Source organism: Mesorhizobium sp. M5C.F.Ca.ET.164.01.1.1, from assembly GCF_004792125.1.
Taxonomy (GTDB): Bacteria; Pseudomonadota; Alphaproteobacteria; order Rhizobiales; family Rhizobiaceae; genus Mesorhizobium; species Mesorhizobium wenxiniae.
Map to the genome: position 1 here is coordinate 751805 of NZ_SRTG01000001.1, position 16293 is coordinate 768097.

Annotated in this window: 13 protein-coding genes; 10 read left to right on the top strand and 3 right to left on the bottom strand. The window is 62.1% G+C overall.

Going from position 1 to position 16293, the window contains the following annotated elements:
- Window positions 1-6: 6 nt before the first annotated feature.
- The 3 genes from EN807_RS03625 to EN807_RS03635 all read right to left on the bottom strand — a co-directional run bounded on the left by EN807_RS03625 (window position 7) and on the right by EN807_RS03635 (window position 4442).
- Window positions 7-2523 (bottom strand): heavy metal translocating P-type ATPase, encoded by a 2517-nt coding sequence (locus EN807_RS03625; RefSeq protein WP_135933914.1) that lies wholly within the window; start codon window positions 2521-2523, stop codon window positions 7-9.
- 222 nt (window positions 2524-2745) lie between these two features.
- On the bottom strand, window positions 2746-3213 hold the full coding sequence (locus tag EN807_RS03630; RefSeq protein ID WP_135933915.1) for a DUF305 domain-containing protein: 468 nt from the start codon (window positions 3211-3213) through the stop codon (window positions 2746-2748).
- Between the two features lie 38 nt (window positions 3214-3251).
- Window positions 3252-4442: an FAD-dependent monooxygenase gene (locus EN807_RS03635; RefSeq protein WP_135933916.1), complete on the bottom strand. Its 1191-nt coding sequence runs from the start codon at window positions 4440-4442 to the stop codon at window positions 3252-3254.
- A gap of 379 nt (window positions 4443-4821) precedes the next feature.
- On the opposite strand from EN807_RS03635, the gene EN807_RS03640 reads away from it, so the two are divergent.
- From EN807_RS03640 to EN807_RS03680, 10 genes are all read left to right on the top strand, one after another.
- Window positions 4822-6186 carry a hypothetical protein gene (locus EN807_RS03640; protein ID WP_246684008.1) on the top strand — a complete coding sequence of 455 codons (1365 nt, stop codon included), beginning with the start codon at window positions 4822-4824 and terminating at the stop codon, window positions 6184-6186.
- A 35-nt stretch (window positions 6187-6221) separates the two neighbouring features.
- Complete coding sequence (locus EN807_RS03645) at window positions 6222-7487, top strand: glucoamylase family protein (protein WP_246684131.1); 1266 nt, start codon at window positions 6222-6224, stop codon at window positions 7485-7487.
- 94 nt (window positions 7488-7581) lie between these two features.
- Window positions 7582-8034, top strand: a complete 453-nt coding sequence (locus EN807_RS03650; RefSeq protein ID WP_135933918.1) for a pyridoxamine 5'-phosphate oxidase family protein — start codon at window positions 7582-7584, stop codon at window positions 8032-8034.
- Window positions 8035-8224: 190 nt separating this feature from the next.
- Window positions 8225-8392: a hypothetical protein gene (locus EN807_RS35400; protein WP_189522339.1), complete on the top strand. Its 168-nt coding sequence runs from the start codon at window positions 8225-8227 to the stop codon at window positions 8390-8392.
- A 69-nt stretch (window positions 8393-8461) separates the two neighbouring features.
- On the top strand, window positions 8462-9064 hold the full coding sequence (locus EN807_RS03655) for a hypothetical protein (RefSeq protein ID WP_189522340.1): 603 nt from the start codon (window positions 8462-8464) through the stop codon (window positions 9062-9064).
- 80 nt (window positions 9065-9144) lie between these two features.
- On the top strand, window positions 9145-10605 hold the full coding sequence (locus EN807_RS03660) for a multicopper oxidase family protein (RefSeq protein WP_135933920.1): 1461 nt from the start codon (window positions 9145-9147) through the stop codon (window positions 10603-10605).
- Between the two features lie 21 nt (window positions 10606-10626).
- Window positions 10627-11787, top strand: coding sequence for a YncE family protein (locus EN807_RS03665; RefSeq protein WP_135933921.1), 1161 nt, complete (start codon window positions 10627-10629; stop codon window positions 11785-11787).
- 70 nt (window positions 11788-11857) lie between these two features.
- Window positions 11858-12472 carry a Spy/CpxP family protein refolding chaperone gene (locus EN807_RS03670; RefSeq protein ID WP_246684009.1) on the top strand — a complete coding sequence of 205 codons (615 nt, stop codon included), beginning with the start codon at window positions 11858-11860 and terminating at the stop codon, window positions 12470-12472.
- Between the two features lie 191 nt (window positions 12473-12663).
- Window positions 12664-15063, top strand: coding sequence for a phosphoketolase family protein (locus EN807_RS03675; RefSeq protein WP_135933923.1), 2400 nt, complete (start codon window positions 12664-12666; stop codon window positions 15061-15063).
- A 4-nt stretch (window positions 15064-15067) separates the two neighbouring features.
- Entirely contained in the window at window positions 15068-16285 is a 1218-nt protein-coding gene (locus tag EN807_RS03680; RefSeq protein WP_135933924.1) for an acetate/propionate family kinase, read from the top strand.
- Window positions 16286-16293 lie beyond the last annotated feature (8 nt).

Genomic DNA, 16293 nt, shown 5'->3' on the forward strand with positions numbered 1-16293 from the left:
CTAACCTCAGAGCTTCAAAGAACGAAGTCGTAGCGCGTTGCCGATCACGGAAACTGACGAAAGGCTCATTGCCGCTGCCGCGATCATCGGCGACAGCAGCGTGCCGAAGACCGGGTAGAGAATACCCGCCGCTACCGGTACGCCGAGCGCGTTGTAGACGAAGGCGAAAAACAGGTTCTCCTTGATGTTGCGGATCGTCGCCTGCGACAGCCGCCGCGCCCGGACGATGCCGTTGAGGTCGCCCCTGACCAACGTGATGCCGGCGCTCTCGACCGCGACGTCGGCGCCGGTCCCCATGGCGATGCCGACATCGGCCGCCGCCAAGGCGGGTGCGTCGTTGACGCCGTCGCCAGCCATCGCGACGCCTTCGCCCTTGGCACGCAGCTCGTCGATCAGCGTCTTCTTGCTTTCGGGCAGCATATCGGCCCGCACCTCGTCGATGCCGAGCTTCGCCGCGACCGCTTTCGCAGTGCGCTCGTTGTCGCCCGTCGCCATGATGATCCGGAGCCCGCTGTCATGCAGCGCGCGGATCGCTTCCACCGTCGTCGCCTTGATCGGATCGGCGACGGCGACGAAGCCGGCAAGCCTGCCGTCGACGGCGACCAGCATCGCGGTCTTTCCTTCCGAACGCAGCGCGTCGGCGCGGTCCTTGGACGCCGCGAGGCCGATGCCTAGATCGTCCATAAGCAGCGCGTTGCCGAGCGCGACAGCGCGCCCCCTGACGCTCCCCTTGACGCCCTTGCCGGTGACGGCCTCGAAATCCGCCGCGTCTTCGACGGTCGCGCCGCGCTCCCGCGCGCCATCGACGATCGCCTCGGCAAGCGGGTGCTCGGAACCCTTCTCGAGGCTGGCGGCAAGGCCGAGCAGTTCGGCCTCGTCAAAGCCATCGATCCCGAAGACGTCGGTCAGCTTGGGCTTGCCCTCGGTCAGCGTGCCGGTCTTGTCGACGATCAGCGTGTCGACCTTGGCGAAGCGTTCAAGCGCTTCCGCCTCCTTGATCAGCACGCCGGCCTGCGCGCCGCGTCCCGTCGCGGTCATAATCGACATCGGCGTCGCCAGCCCGAGCGCGCAGGGGCAGGCAATGATCAGCACCGAAACGGCCGAGACGATGGCGAAGACCATGCTTGGCTGCGGCCCGTAGACGGCCCAGACGATGAAGGCGACGATGGCGACGAGAACGACAGTGGGCACGAAGTAGAATGAGACGCGGTCGGCAAGGCCCTGGATAGGCGCGCGCGAGCGCTGCGCCTTGGCGACCATTTCGACGATGCGCGACAGCATCGTGTCGGCGCCGACTTTCTCGGCGCCGATGACCAGCGTGCCGTTCTTGTTGAGCGTGCCGCCGGTCACCGGGTCGCCCTTTGTCTTTTCGACCGGAACGGGTTCGCCGGTCAGCATCGATTCGTCGACCGCCGAACGGCCCTCAAGCACGGTGCCGTCGACCGGCACACTGTCGCCAGGCCGCACACGCAGCCGCTCGCCGGCCTTCACCTCGTCGAGCGGCACGTCTGCCTCCGAACCGTCCGCCGCAATCCGCCTGGCCGTCTTCGGCGCGAGGTCGAGAAGCGCGCGGATGGCCGAGCCGGTGCGCTCCCTTGCCTTCAACTCCAGCACCTGGCCGAGAAAGACCAGCGCGACGATTACCGCGGCTGCCTCGAAATAGACCGGGACCGTGCCGCCATGGCCGCGGAACTGGTGTGGAAAGAGATCCGGGAAAAGCGCCCCGACAACACTGTAGACATAGGCGGTGCCGACGCCGATCGAGATCAGCGTCCACATGTTCGGGCTTTTGTTGACGATGGATTCCCAGCCGCGATGAAAGAACGGGATCGCCGCCCAGACTACGACCGGCGTCGCCAGCGCCAATTCTATCCAGGCTGCCGGCTGCTCGCCGAGCCAGTCGCGGAACGGCAGGCCCAGCATCGGTCCCATGGTGATCAGAAGCAGCGGGATCGACAGCGCGGCGCTCACCCAGAAGCGGCGGGTGAAATCGACCAGCTCCGGATTGGGGCCCTGATCGCCTGTCGGCACGCCCATCGGCTCCAGCGCCATGCCGCAGATCGGGCAGGAGCCGGGCTTGTCGCGGATGATTTCTGGATGCATCGGGCAGGTGTACTGTGTGCCCTTGGGCATCGGCTCCGGCGCCGGCTGGCCGCTCTGATATTTCTGAGGATCGGCCTCGAACTTGCCCTTGCAGCCGGCCGAGCAGAAATAAAAACCCTTGCCTTCGTGGCGCGCGAAATGCTTCGCCGTAGCGCGCTCGACGGTCATGCCGCAAACCGGATCGGTCGCCTTCAGAAAGGCCTCTGGCTCCTTCATGAACTTCGTTCGGCATCCTTCCGAACAGAAATGATAGGTGTGGCCGCCGAAGGCCGCCGAAGGCTTTCCCGCCGCCGGATCGACCGTCATGCCGCAGACCGGATCGCGCACGACCGCGGCTTCAGCCGCGACGGAGCCGTGCGAGGAACAGCACGAGCCATGCGCTACGTCGGCGTGGGTGGCGTCATCGTGACGGTCGGTCATGGGGCACTCCAAAAAGGCAACTTCCCTTCCATCTACGGCTTCCAGTTACTGGAAGGTCAAGTGGTTTTCTGCAAAACGAAGCGTGGCCCGACAGCGGCCCCTACTGCGATCACCGCTCAGAACGACTGCGAGCGTCTCTATTCAATCTCGTCCGGCCTGGAACGTGGCGCTGCTGTCTGGCCAAAATCGCGCCATGAAGTCGAGGTTATATCCTCGTCGAGATCAGTATCGCTTCAAGATTGCTTGCATCCGAGCGATTTCTTCCATCTGCGACTGCACAATCCCCTCACACAGCTCGACTATTTCACGATCAGCGAGCGACGCTTGTTCGCACATCAGGATTGCCCCGGAATGATGCGGGATCATCGAGCGCAGGAACTCCTCATCGTCGACTGCGGCCTGGCTGCGCATGGCCGCGAAGCTAGCCACGAAAATCACGGCCGTGATCGCCACGACGACAAGGTTCATGCGGCGTGACGGAAACATGGAACGCATTGCCACGAGCATGACGATAGCCATCGGCGCCACCATCATAAGCGTCATGTAGACGTTGTTGATATTGAGGTAGAAGTGATCGAGCGTCGCGATCATCGTGTACATCACCAGATACATGATAACGAAATCAACCGCGAGTTCGAGCATCAGCGCCAGGTAAGAACCCCTTGTTTCATGGTCCTGCACGTGTTTCATCTCGGACCTCCTCAATGATCGCCAAGTGAAGAGCGCCGCTAGGCTGCTGCCTTCACTGGTTCAAAGGTGATATCGAGGACCGCGTCGAGCTGCCGATCCATGAAGCGCTCCGGGATGCTCTTCACGAGGAGATTGCGCAACGGAACAATGAGCGGATTGCGCCACTGCGCGACCCGCGCATAGAGGCGTGATTCGGCGGTTATCCTGCGCGCGCGGTCGACCCGTCGCGCATTGAACTCACGCAGTGCCTCGTAGACCGGCAGCCGCCCGAGCAAGGCAGCAATCACCGCGGCATCCTCAATGGCGAGACCGGCCCCTTGTCCGAGATCCGGCGTCACGGCATGAGCCGCATCACCGAGCAGCGCTACCTTGCCTCGAGTGAAGGACGACATTGGGTCGAGGTCGAGGATATCGGTCCAGACAAGCGAGTCCGGTGGCGTGCGGGCGAGCACCTCGGGAACGGGGTCGTGGAAATCGGCGAAGACCTCTCTCACTCCGTCGAGATCGAGGTTGGCCAGTTCAGGATCGTTCATCCTCTCCGCGCCGCAGCAGCCAAACCAATAGACCCTGTCGCCCGCCACCGATGACAAGCCGATTCGCTTCCCCGCTCCCCAGCTTTCGGTGAGGCGAGCGCGGTCCATGCCATTAGGCACCCCGGCCGAGATTGCCCGCCAGCACGTATAGCGCGCGAAATGCTCGCGTGACTCGGGAAAGAGTGCCTTGCGCACGGGCGAGTGAATACCGTCACATGCGAGCACAAGCTCGGCTTCGACCGTGTCCCTGTTGGCAAAGTCCAGAACGATGCGATCGCCTTCCTCGCGAGCCCCTACGCATTCCATACCTGTCCTGATCATTCCGTCCTGCAGCTCCGAAAGAAGCGCCTTGTGCAGATCACCACGATGGAGCACGACCATCGCCAGGTGGCCGTAACGGCGGCTCAATTCCACGAAGTTCGTGGACTGGAGCACATTTCCACTCTGGTCCAGGAGATCGAGTCGGTCGATCGGCTGTGCTTCCGCGACGACTGCATCGTAAAGGCCAAGCGTCCGCAGCGCCCGCAAAGCATTAGCGCTAAGGCTCAGGCCGGCACCGATTGGCTCAAGCTTATCCGCCCGTTCGTAGATTTCGACGTCCCAGCCGAGGAGACGCAGGCCGTGCGCCGCTGCCAACCCGGCTATACCCGCGCCGACAATGGTTGCGCGCTGTTTCTTGGGTTCTCGCGATCTCATCTATAAGTAACCCTATGCGCGACCAAGAGTTCCAGCTGCGTCTTGCCATGCCCGAAGCCTCGCCGCGCCGGTTGATGCCGCGGCCGATCTCGAGTTCGCCGTGCCGGAGCCGGGTTGGGACTCTTGCGGATCGCCGCGGTCAACCGGGCGCTTGCCCATGGTAGGGACCCGCTCATATGGATCGTGCGATCTGCAATCAGTCGTTGTGGTTTCGGCTAAGATCGTGACCTCTACGCCGAGACGTTCTAGATGTATCCGGCTTACTGTCGACGTTTGTGCCCGATCAAAGAGCGCTGCGCCAAGCGCGTGTTAACATGAAATGCAGTGAGCCGTTCTGGCTGGTTAGATACGTGGTCGTGAGCAGATAAGAAGAACGGTGATGAAATCCAGCCCCTCGGAACCAGTTGACCTAATTCAACGCCCTTCCCGCTTCCAGCGCCAACGGGCTCAAAGTCTCAACCAGCACTGTTTCTGCATCAGCCTCGACGCCAGCGAGTTGGAGCGCGCGTTCGGAGCGAACCCGGAGACGCGTGACGTCTATTCTTTGATGCTCAAAAAACAGCCGCATATGTTCGCCGCCTTGCCGGTGTTTGTGTCTCGGCATCATCTGGACCGCATGGCAGCGATCGTTCAGGCAGTACAGGCAGTCGTTGCATTGCCCGCGTATCGTGATCTCGTGCTCGCCGAAGCCCCGCAAATCGCACATTTCGACGCCGGCGGCGCGCGCGGCGTGTTCATGAGCTTCGATTTCCACGTGGCTGGCGGAGAGCCGCAACTTATAGAGATAAACACGAACGCAGGAGGCGCGCTTCTCAATACTGCGCTGGCGCGCGCTCAGCGGGCTTGTTGTACGGCGGTCGCAAGCATGACTCCAGATTCTGCCGCGCTCGAAGCGACGGAGCAAACCTTCGTCGATATGTTTGTCGCCGAGTGGCGGCTGGCCCGCGGTGAGCGGGTCTTGCGGCGCTTTGCGATCGTTGACGACGATCCCCAAGAGCAGTTCCTTTACCCGGAATTTGTCCTCTTCAGGCAGCTATTCCTTCGCCACGGTATCGATGCAGTCATCGCCGCCCCGACGTCGTTTCAATTGCAGAGCGGCGTCCTTTCGCATGACGGGAAGCCCGTTGACCTCGTTTACAACAGGCTCACCGATTTCATGCTGGATCAACCCGCGCATGCCCTGTTGCGCACCGCGTATCTCGAGGGCGCCATCGTTCTGACCCCCCATCCTCATGCACATGTCCTGTACGCCAACAAACGCAATCTCGTCGTGTTCAGCGATGCTGAACGCTTGCGGTCGCTCGGTGTTTCCGAAAACATTTTGCAGACGCTGCTAGGCGGGATTCCGAAGACCGAAATTGTCGATGCTTCGAAGGCGGATTCCTTATGGTCGCGGCGGCGGGGGCTTTTTTTCAAACCTGCGTCGGGTTTTGGGGGCAGGGCTGCCTACCGCGGCGACAAATTGACCAAACGGGCGTGGGGCGAGGTCCTTGCAGGCGAGTATGTCGCCCAGGCATTGGTCGCGCCGGGAGAACGATCGCTGGAGCGCGATCAACATGTGCGTCCACTCAAATTCGACGTGCGGAACTATGTCTATGACGGCGATGTTCAATTCGTCACGGCACGGCTTTATCAGGGACAGACGACGAATTCCCGCACCCCGGGCGGCGGTTTCGCACCGGTCTTCACCGACGCCGACGCCGGTACAGATTGCACTCCGGTCTGTCACCCGGCGCGGCCATGAGCACGAGGCGGCAGACGACGCCGGCAGAGCTGGAAATGCTCCAGCGCGAGACGTTCGACTATTTCCTCAATGAGGTGAACCCGGCCAACGGCTTGATCCTTGACAAGACCGCCCCGCATTGGCCCGCCAGCATTGCCGCGACAGGCTTGGCTCTGGCCTGCTATCCTGTCGGGGTCGAGCGTGGGTTTATAGCGCGCGGGGCCGCCGCGTCTCGAACGCTCGCTACGCTGCGCTTCTTCTGGACGAGCCCGCAGGGACCCGAACCCGACGCCACGGGATATCGCGGGTTCTATTATCATTTTCTGGACATGCAGACCGGCCGACGCGCTTGGCAATGCGAACTGTCGACGATCGATACCTCGTTCCTGCTGGCGGGCGCCTTGGCGGCGGCAGCCTATTTCGACGGAGACACGACCGAGGAACAGGAAATTCGCGCGCTCGCCGACGCGCTCTATCGCCGGGCCGACTGGCAATGGGCGCGAAACCAAGACGCGACGGTGACCCACGGCTGGACACCCGAAAGCGGTTTCATCAAGTACCGCTGGGAGGGCTACGACGAGGCGCTTCTGCTTTACATTCTGGGTCTCGGCTCTCCGACACATCCGCTGCCGGAAAGCAGCTACACGGCCTGGACAGCGACCTATCGGTGGGAAAGTTGTTACGGCTACGAGTATCTCTACGCCGGCCCTCTTTTCATACATCAGCTGTCCCATGTCTGGATCGACTTTCGCGGGATCCAGGACGTCCTCCTGCGTGAAAAAGGCATCGACTATTTCGAGAACAGCCGCCGGGCGACCTATGTGCAACAATGCTATGCGATGGAAAACCCGCGCAAGTTCGCAGGCTACGGCGAGCATTGCTGGGGAATTACCGCAAGCGAGGGACCAGGCCCGGCCACGCTTAAGCTGAACGGCGTCGAGCGCGTATTCGACGACTATGTCGGGCGCGGCGTGCCCTATGGGCCGGACGATGGCACTTTGGCGCCTTGGGCAGTCGTGGCATCCTTGCCATTCGCTCCTGAAATCGTGCTCCAGGCGATCGACTTCTGTATTCATCAGGCCAAGTTGAAGAAGTACAACAGGTACGGCTTCAAAGCGTCCTTCAATCCCACCCATCCGGGTGAGCCGGGCAATCCTTATGGCTGGTGGGTATCGCCATGGCATTTTGGACTCAATCAGGGGCCAATCGTGCTGATGATCGAGAATTATCGAACGGACCTACTGTGGCAATTGATGCGTGGCTGTCCTTACATCGTAGCTGGACTGCGCCGCGCGGGGTTCAGAGGCGGTTGGCTGAAGTGAGGCAAACAGAAAATTTCGGCGACCCACAGAACAGGTGTAGTATGACGAAACCGGGCTGCCAGTGTGGATGCCCGGAGATGCGTGGGATCGGACGATGATTGTCCGAACGCTATCGATATTGGAATGCACAACGTTGCTGGCGATGCATCGCCTGGCGCACTTGGCATGCGCGAAGAACGGACAACCGTACGTCGTTCCAATCTATTATGCTTATGCGGACAGCCATCTCTATGCGTTTTCGATGGTGGGAAAGAAGGTGGAATGGATGCGAGCCAATCCACGTGTTTGTATCCAGGTCAATGAGTGGGGCAAAGGGCGCGAATGGAAAAGCGTCGTTGTTGACGGACGGTACGAAGAACTGCCGGACCGGATCGGTCACGAAGCTGTGCGGGACCATGCGTGGTCATTGTTGAGCAAGCATTTCGATTGGTGGGAACCGGGCGGCCTCAAGCCAGTCATCCCTCCAATATCGGACCACTTGCCGCATGTATTCTACCGGATCCTTGTCGACCAGATGTCCGGGCGGGAAGCAAAGGAAACGAAATGATCGTCCGGGCGGTGGATGCATCAGCCCCGAGAAGAACAGGCTAAAAGCAAGGGAAGCTCAGCGGAACCTTTCCCTACATTGACAGCCTTCATGTTTGCCGCCTCTCTTGCCTGGTACGGATAGCAAACGATCGTTGCCACCTGCCGGACTATCCGCGTTCTTACATGCGGCTCACGGCAGGTGTTGATAGGTGAAATCGACGCGCACCGGAGCCTTGCGGCCCGGGATATTGACGTCGACCGCGATTGTCATATCGGTCCTTGCCGGGCAGATCGACGAAATTGCCACAGGTTACCGTCCCAGCGATCGTCATCTGTTCGAGATCGAAGTGGTTTTATCCCACGTGACCGAGCCCTGACACGGTGACAGTCACTTTGGCGTTTTCGACCCGTTCGCCGGTGCTCGCATCGAATACCGCAATGACTATGTGGCCTTGATTTCCCTCAAAAGCAGAAGTCATTCGCGGCAGCGCGGTGCGCGTCCCCCCGCTCTTTGGTGCCTCCGCCGAAATGCCGTGGAGTTTGATCTGGAACAAACCCGATCGCCGTCCTCTTGGTATGTTCAACTATTCCGGCGCCTGCGCGACGTGAAGAGAAGGATTGGATCTTTGGATTGGAAGGCCGCCCAGTTGCGGGTCATCCGCGTATGGAAAGGCTCACCGGCCTTCGACGTGCCTCGCTGGCTCGTCCTGTTGATCGCTATCGTCTTTTCTGCTTCCACGATCCTGCATGCCGGCGGCCGCGCCGATTCAGCCATGGCTGATGCCGGTCGCTTCGCAGTTGAATTTCGCCACGCCGATGCGGCGATGGAACATGGCCACCACGCGCCATGCGATCAAAAGGATCAGAAGAGCGCCGCCGGTCACTGCTGCGTTTCGGCCTCAGGCTGTTCGCTCTGCGTGCCTGTGACCATGCAAGTCCTGGCGGGCGTGACGCCAAGCGAGCCAGTTGCCGTCGCCCCGCTTTCCGTTTCTTCGCCAGGCGACGTTTCGATGATGCTGCGACCCCCAAAGCTCTCCGTGACCGCCTGAGCGCACGCGACCCTTGCGGTTCGTGCGCTCCGCTATCGGCCGATCAGGCCTTTCGAGTCACGAACGTGAGAGCTTTTGAAATGCAACAGATTTCCCGTCGCCAGTTTCTGGCATCAACGGCGGCTGCCGGCGTCGCCGGCGCAGCCTCGTCATTAACCGGCTTTCCAGGCATTGCACGAGCCGCTACCGCAACAATCATTCGCGCCGAATCCCGCGTCATCGACGTTGCGGGGCGGGCGGCCACCGTATTCGGCCTTGTCCAGCAGGACGGCACGCACGGGCTGGTCTCGCAAGCGGGTGAGGACTTCAACGTCCGCCTCGAGAACGCGCTGGATGCACCGACGCTCATCCATTGGCATGGCCTGACGCCGCCATTCGGCCAGGACGGAGTGCCGGACCTGCCGCAGCCGCTGCTGCAATCCGGCCAGGCCTATGACTACCGCTTCCCGCTCGAAACTACCGGCACCCACTGGATGCATGCGCATACGCTGCAGGAGCAGCAGCTTCTGGCGGCGCCGCTGATCGTCAACGATCCCGCGGAGGCGGGCCTCGACGAGCAGCCCGTCGTGGTGCTCTTCCACGATTTCAGCTTCAAGACGCCGGAGGAACTGCTTGCCGGACTGACCGGCTCGACCGGGAGCATGGCGGGGCACTCGATGAGTGGCATGAGCCACGACATGAGCAACATGAATGGGATGGAGCAGGGCGCGGCGACGCAGATGGCCTCCACCATGGATATCAATGACATCGAGTACGACGCGTATCTGGCGAACGATCGCACCCTCGACGATCCGCAGGTGTTTTCCGTCGAAAAGAGCGGAACGGTTCGGCTGCGTCTCATAAACGGCGCAACTGCCACGGCCTTCTGGATCGACACCGGATCGCTCGAAGGCGAGGCGATCGCGGTCGACGGCAACCGGGTTGTCCCAGTCCGCGGCCGCCGTTTCCCTCTCGGCATGGGACAGCGCATCGATATCCGTATCCGTCTTCCGCGCGAGGAAGGCGCATGGCCGGTGCTAGCTCTCAGGGAAGGCAGTGCCGAGCGCACCGGCTTCATCCTGGCGACAAAGGGCGGCGCGATGAAACGCGTTTCCTCGAAGGGTGACAAGGCCGAGGGTCCGCTTGACCTTGCGCTGGAGGCGAGCCTTCTCGCCACGAAGCCGTTCGCCGAGAAGGCGGCGGGCGCGAGCGAACCCGTCGTGCTCGGCGGCGATATGGCAAAATACGCCTGGACCATCAACGGCAGGGGCTGGAGCGACCACAGGCCGATCGCGGTCAACAAAGGGGACCGCGTCGAACTGGCCATCCGCAACGGCAGCATGATGGGCCACCCGATGCACCTGCATGGCCATCACTTCCAGGTCGTCGGGATCGACGGCCGCCGCTTCTCGGGAGCGGTGCGCGACACCGTCTGGCTGCCGCCGCAACGCGAGGTGACCGTCGCCTTCGACGCCACCAACCCGGGGACATGGGCCTTCCACTGCCACCACCTCTACCACATGGCGACCGGCATGATGACCGTCGTCCAGTACGCCGCCTGAGCGGCGCGAAGGAGAACCGATATGAGAACCCATTCAAGGATCAATGCTGGCGCGATTGCCGTAGCGGCCCCTCAACCGCTCCATACGGACCTGATACGCATCACCCGGCGCATGACATTGCTTGCGCTCGCGGCAGCGGCCGGATTTGCCGCCGTCGTTTCCTTCTCACCTCGGGCTGGCGCCGAATCCGCCGGGGCAGGCTTCGTCTACACGGCCGACGAGCATGGCGGCTCCGTCAGCCGGATCGCCCTTGACGGTGGCAAGGTCGACATCATCCCGGTCCCCGTCATGCCGCACAACGTCCAGTTCGTGCCGGACACGGGCATCTTGCTGATGGTTGGAATGCCTATGTCGGGCATGGAAGAAGGACATGGCGGCGATGGTCACGGCGAAGGGGAGGAGGAGCCGAAGGGCAGGCTGATCGTCATCGACACCGCCGGCTTCGCCTCGGGCCAGTCGGCCTCCATCGATGTCGGCGCTCATCCGGCTCACGTCATTGCCGATGCGCAAGGCAAGCGCGCCTTCGTGTCCAATTCCGAGGACAACAGAATCTCGGTGATCGACCTAGACACTGGGACGGCCATTGGGGCGGCCAGCACCGGCGACTATCCGCATGGCCTGCGCATGAGCCCTGACGGGAAGTCGATCTACGTTGCCAATGTCAAGGACGGCACGGTTTCGGTGATCGACACGGCCACGCTCGCCGAGACGGCAACGATCAAGGTCGGATCAGCCCCGGTGCAGGTTGGCTTCGTCCCCGACGGCAGCCGCGTCTACGTCTCACTCCGCGACGACAACAAGGTGGCGGTCATCGATACCGCCACGAAGGAGGTGACCGGGCGGGTCGAGGTCGGCCGGTCGCCGATCCAAGTGCACGCGACGCCTGATGGCCGTTCCGTCTACGTCGCCAACCAGGGCACGGATGCGGAGCCGGACGACACCGTGTCGGTGATCGACGTCGCGAGCGGAACGGTCGTCGAAACGATCCGTACCGGCGCGGGAGCCCACGGCGTTGTGGTCAGCGCCGACGGGGCGTTCGTCTTCGTCACGAACATCATGGCCGGCACGGTTTCGCAAATATCGGTCGAAAGCCAGTCGGTCGTCAAAACCTACCCGGTGGGCAAGGGGCCGAACGGCATCACCTTCCAGGCGCCGAAGCCGACACCTGCCAACGCCGGATGAACCAGATACCAAACCCACAGAGGAGAATGAAGCCATGACACGCTTAAGCAGAACCATATTCGCAACCGCGATGATCCTCATCCCGGCGGCGGGTATTGCCGAAGACGCCCACCACCCCGCCGGTACCCCCGAAAAGCCCTCCACCGAAGAGATCGCGCCCGCGCCACAGGCCAATGCCCCCGGAGGCGCCATGATGGGTGGAATGATGCCCGGCATGATGTCTGGAGACATGATGCGGATGATGATGGGCATGATGGGCGGTGGCATGATGGGCGGCGCCCAGCCGATGGCCGGCCCCATGGGGCAAATGATGTCGCCTGAGCATGTCGAAGGCCGCATCGCCTTCCTTCGGACAGAACTCAAAGTGACGGAGGCGCAAGAGACGCTGTGGCAGGCCGTCGCGGACGCTTTGCGCGCCAATGCCGGCGCGGCGAAGGGCATGATGCCCGGGATGGCCGGCGGGATGATGCCCGGCGCAAACATGCAGGGCGGCGCGATGCCCTCAGACGCCGAGCCTGTGTCACCGCTCCGGAGGATCGAGCTCCAGGAGAAAGTGCTGTCGGCGAGACTCGATGGCCTGCGAAGGCTGAAGACCGCGCTGGAGCCCTTCTATGCAACGCTGGACGACGCCCAGAAGGCCGTGGCCGACAAGCTCCTCGTACCGGCTCCGATGGGCATGATGTGAAACGACTGCGGCCGCGGCGGATAGGCTGCCGCGGTCGTGATCACATTCTTGCACCCGTCCTTTTAAGATCGCGAAGCCGTATTCCGCGACCGAGGACAAATCATGAGTGTATCGATCTCATTTCTTGGCGGTGCAAGTATGAACAAAGGCCACTGCCGACAAATTCGCTAACGACAAGGGTCCCCGGGAAAATGAACAAGCGCATCAAATCAGAAAGAAAACCCGACAAGCAATCCAAACAAGAGTTGATACAGATTGATACTTACTGGCGTGCGGCGAATTATCTGACGGTTGGGCAGATTTATCTGCTCGACAATCCTCTCCTTCGCGAACCCTTGCGCCTAGAGCACGTCAAGCCGCGCCTACTCGGCCACTGGGGGACTTCGCCGGGGCTGAACTTCATCTATGCGCACCTCAACCGCATCATACGGCTGCAGGATGCGAACGTGGTCTACATTTGCGGACCCGGCCATGGCGGTCCGGCGATGGTGGCGAACACCTATCTCGAAGGGACCTACAGCGACCTGAATCCCGACATCTCGCTCGACGAGCCCGGAATGCGGAAGCTCTTCCGGCAGTTTTCCTTTCCTGGCGGCATACCGAGCCATGCCGCTCCCGAAGTGCCCGGCTCCATCAACGAAGGCGGCGAGCTCGGATACGCGCTCTCGCATGCGTTCGGCGCTGCGTTCGACAATCCGGACCTCGTCGTTGCCTGCGTCGTGGGCGATGGTGAAGCGGAAACCGGACCGCTTGCGGCCGCCTGGCATTCCAACAAGTTCCTGAACCCGGAGCACGACGGCGCCGTGCTGCCGATCCTCCATCTCAACGGCTACAAAATCGCCAACCCGACCATCCTGGCGCGTATTCCCGAGGACGAGTTGCGCTCGCTTTTCGTCGGCTACGGCTACGAGCCGTTGTTCGTCGAAGGCGACGACCCGGCAGCGATGCATGAGCGGATGGCCGCGGTTCTGGACGCGGCAATGGGGCATATCCGGGCGATCCAGCAGTCCGCGCGCAGCGGTCAGGCCCGCGACGCGGGGCGTCCGGTCTGGCCGATGATCATCCTGAGGAGCCCGAAAGGATGGACCGGGCCCAAGGAGGTCGACGGCCTGAAGACGGAAGGATTCTGGCGCTCGCACCAGGTGCCGCTCTCGGGCCTCGCCGACAATCCGGACCATCTGAAGCTGCTCGAAGAGTGGCTGCGAAGCTATCGGCCGGAGGAACTGTTCGACGCCGCCGGCGCGCCGGTCGCCGAGATCCGTGCAACGGCACCTAGTGGAACACGGCGCATGAGCGCCAACCCGCATGCCAATGGCGGCTCCTTGCGCAAATCTCTCGAAATCCCCGACATGAAGTCGCATGCGGTCGACGTCCCCAAGCCCGGCGCGGCAAGAGCCGAAGCCACCCGAGTGATGGGGAAGTTCCTGCGCGCAGTGATGCAGGCAAGCGCGGCGGACCGCAACTTCCGCATCGTCGGGGCCGACGAGACGGCGTCGAACCGCCTACAGGATGTTTTCGAGGTTACCCAGCGCGCCTGGATGGAGACGATCCTGCCGGAAGACACCCAACTCGGCCGCGATGGCCGCGTGCTTGAAATCCTTTCCGAGCACACCTGCCAAGGCTGGCTCGAAGGCTATCTCCTCACGGGAAGGCACGGACTTTTTTCCTGCTACGAGGCTTTCATTCACATCGTCGATTCAATGTTCAACCAGCATGCGAAGTGGCTGGACGCCAGCCGCGACATTTCGTGGCGGCGGCCGATCTCCTCGCTGAACTATCTGCTGACCAGCCATGTCTGGCAGCAGGACCACAATGGTTTCAGCCATCAGGATCCCGGCTTCATCGATGTCGCGCTGAACAAGAAGGCCGATATCGTCCGGGTCTACCTTCCGCCGGACGCCAATACGCTGCTGTGCGTCGCCGACCATGTGCTCCGAACGTGGGATCGCATCAACATCATCGTCGCGGGAAAGGCGCCGTCCTGGCAGTGGCTGCCGCTGGCCGACGCGAGGGTGCATTGTGACGCCGGTATCGGAATCTGGGACTGGGCTTCCCACGCAGGCGAGCCGGACGTCGTGATGGCCTGTGCCGGAGACGTCCCGACGGTCGAAACCCTGGCTGCGGTAAGCATCCTGCGGCATCATATTCCCGACCTCGCCATCCGCGTCGTCAACATTGTCGACCTGATGACGCTGCAGCCTAAGGACGCACATCCACATGGGCTTTCCGATCACGACTTCGACGCGTTGTTCACGACCGACAAGCCAGTGATCTTCGCCTACCACGGCTATCCGTGGACGATCCACAGGCTGACCTATCGCCGGACAAATCACGTCAATCTCCATGTCCGCGGCTTCAACGAGGAAGGGACGACGACCACTCCATTCGACATGACCGTTCTGAACGGCCTCGACCGCTTCCATCTGGTGCAAAGCGTCATTGACCGCACGCCAAAGGCGCAGTCCGCCGGGATCGGCCTGAGAGGGTTGATGGAAACCAAGCTGATCGAGCATCACGATTACGTGCGTGCTCACGGGCAGGACATGCCGGAGATCCGTGATTGGAAGTGGGACGCGGCAGCGGGTGGATGACGCCATGGCCGACGCAATTCTCGTGCTGAACGCAGGATCATCGAGCCTAAAGTTCGCTGCGTTCGAGCGGCTTGCGGAGTTACCCGTGTTGATGCGTGGCAGCCTTACATCGCTGCAGAGCAAACCGCGAATGAGCGTCTCCAGTGCCGAGGACGAACAGACGACGCAGACGGATTTCGCAGATCGCCCGATTGGCACCGAAGAAGCACTGGAACTCATCCTTACCGAGCTTGACAGGTGCGGGCTGCTTCAATCCGTCAGCGCGGTCGGTCACCGGATCGTTCACGGCGGACGCGATTTCACTGCCGCGACGATCCTCGACCCGCCAACACTCGAGGCACTCCGCGCGCTTGCCCCTCTGGCTCCGCTTCATCAGCCGGACAATCTCGAAATCGTCGAGTTGGCTCGCCGCTTGCTGCCGAAGGCCGCGCAGATCGGTTGCTTCGACACCGCGTTTCACGCTGATCGGCCGCGACTGGCGACGCTCTACGCACTCCCGCGGGCGCTGACGGAGTCAGGCATCACGTCCTTCGGCTTCCACGGCATATCCTACGGCCATATCGCGTCGCAACTGCGCGAGCGTTATGGGCCGACTGCCGGCGGGCGTGCTGTCGTCGCCCACCTCGGCAGCGGGGCCAGCCTTTGCGCGATGCGAGAGGGCAAGAGTGTCGCGACCACAATGGGATTTTCGCCGCTCGACGGTTTGGTCATGAGCACGCGTTCTGGCTCGCTCGATCCGGGTGTCATCCTCTATCTGTTGCAGGACCGGAAGATGTCCGCCGACGAAATCTCGCGACTTCTCTACGACCGGTCGGGCCTGCTCGGGGTTTCCGGCATTTCCGGCGACATGCAACGGCTGCTCGATTTGGACGATCCGCATGCCGCGGAAGCGGTCGATCTGTTCGTCTACCGTGCCGGTCGCGAGATCGGCTCGCTGGCCGCCGCGCTGGGTGGACTGGACACATTGGTGTTCACCGCTGGGATAGGCGAGAATTCCCCATTGATCAGAGAGAAGATTTGCGAAGCCGCTGCCTGGCTCGGCGTGACAATTGATGCGGAGCGTAACCGCGAGGGGGACGAACGCATCGGCGCATCCGGCTCTGCGGTCGACGTTCTGGTTATCCCAACCGACGAGGAGAGAGCCGTTGCGGCGCAAATGTTGTCGGTAGCGCCATTGGAAGCCATTCCGAGACAACGAAATGAACGCAACCCAGCGCAATAGCCAGCGCA

What these genes read in the sequence shown, in the direction of transcription:
- EN807_RS03625 (WP_135933914.1), bottom strand. Translation starts at nt 2,523, where the DNA reads ATGACCGACCGTCACGATGACGCCACCCACGCCGACGTAGCGCATGGC.
- EN807_RS03630 (WP_135933915.1), bottom strand. Translation starts at nt 3,213, where the DNA reads ATGAAACACGTGCAGGACCATGAAACAAGGGGTTCTTACCTGGCGCTG.
- EN807_RS03635 (WP_135933916.1), bottom strand. Translation starts at nt 4,442, where the DNA reads ATGAGATCGCGAGAACCCAAGAAACAGCGCGCAACCATTGTCGGCGCG.
- EN807_RS03640 (WP_246684008.1), top strand. Translation starts at nt 4,822, where the DNA reads ATGAAATCCAGCCCCTCGGAACCAGTTGACCTAATTCAACGCCCTTCC.
- EN807_RS03645 (WP_246684131.1), top strand. Translation starts at nt 6,222, where the DNA reads ATGCTCCAGCGCGAGACGTTCGACTATTTCCTCAATGAGGTGAACCCG.
- EN807_RS03650 (WP_135933918.1), top strand. Translation starts at nt 7,582, where the DNA reads ATGATTGTCCGAACGCTATCGATATTGGAATGCACAACGTTGCTGGCG.
- EN807_RS03660 (WP_135933920.1), top strand. Translation starts at nt 9,145, where the DNA reads ATGCAACAGATTTCCCGTCGCCAGTTTCTGGCATCAACGGCGGCTGCC.
- EN807_RS03665 (WP_135933921.1), top strand. Translation starts at nt 10,627, where the DNA reads ATGAGAACCCATTCAAGGATCAATGCTGGCGCGATTGCCGTAGCGGCC.
- EN807_RS03670 (WP_246684009.1), top strand. Translation starts at nt 11,858, where the DNA reads ATGATCCTCATCCCGGCGGCGGGTATTGCCGAAGACGCCCACCACCCC.
- EN807_RS03675 (WP_135933923.1), top strand. Translation starts at nt 12,664, where the DNA reads ATGAACAAGCGCATCAAATCAGAAAGAAAACCCGACAAGCAATCCAAA.
- EN807_RS03680 (WP_135933924.1), top strand. Translation starts at nt 15,068, where the DNA reads ATGGCCGACGCAATTCTCGTGCTGAACGCAGGATCATCGAGCCTAAAG.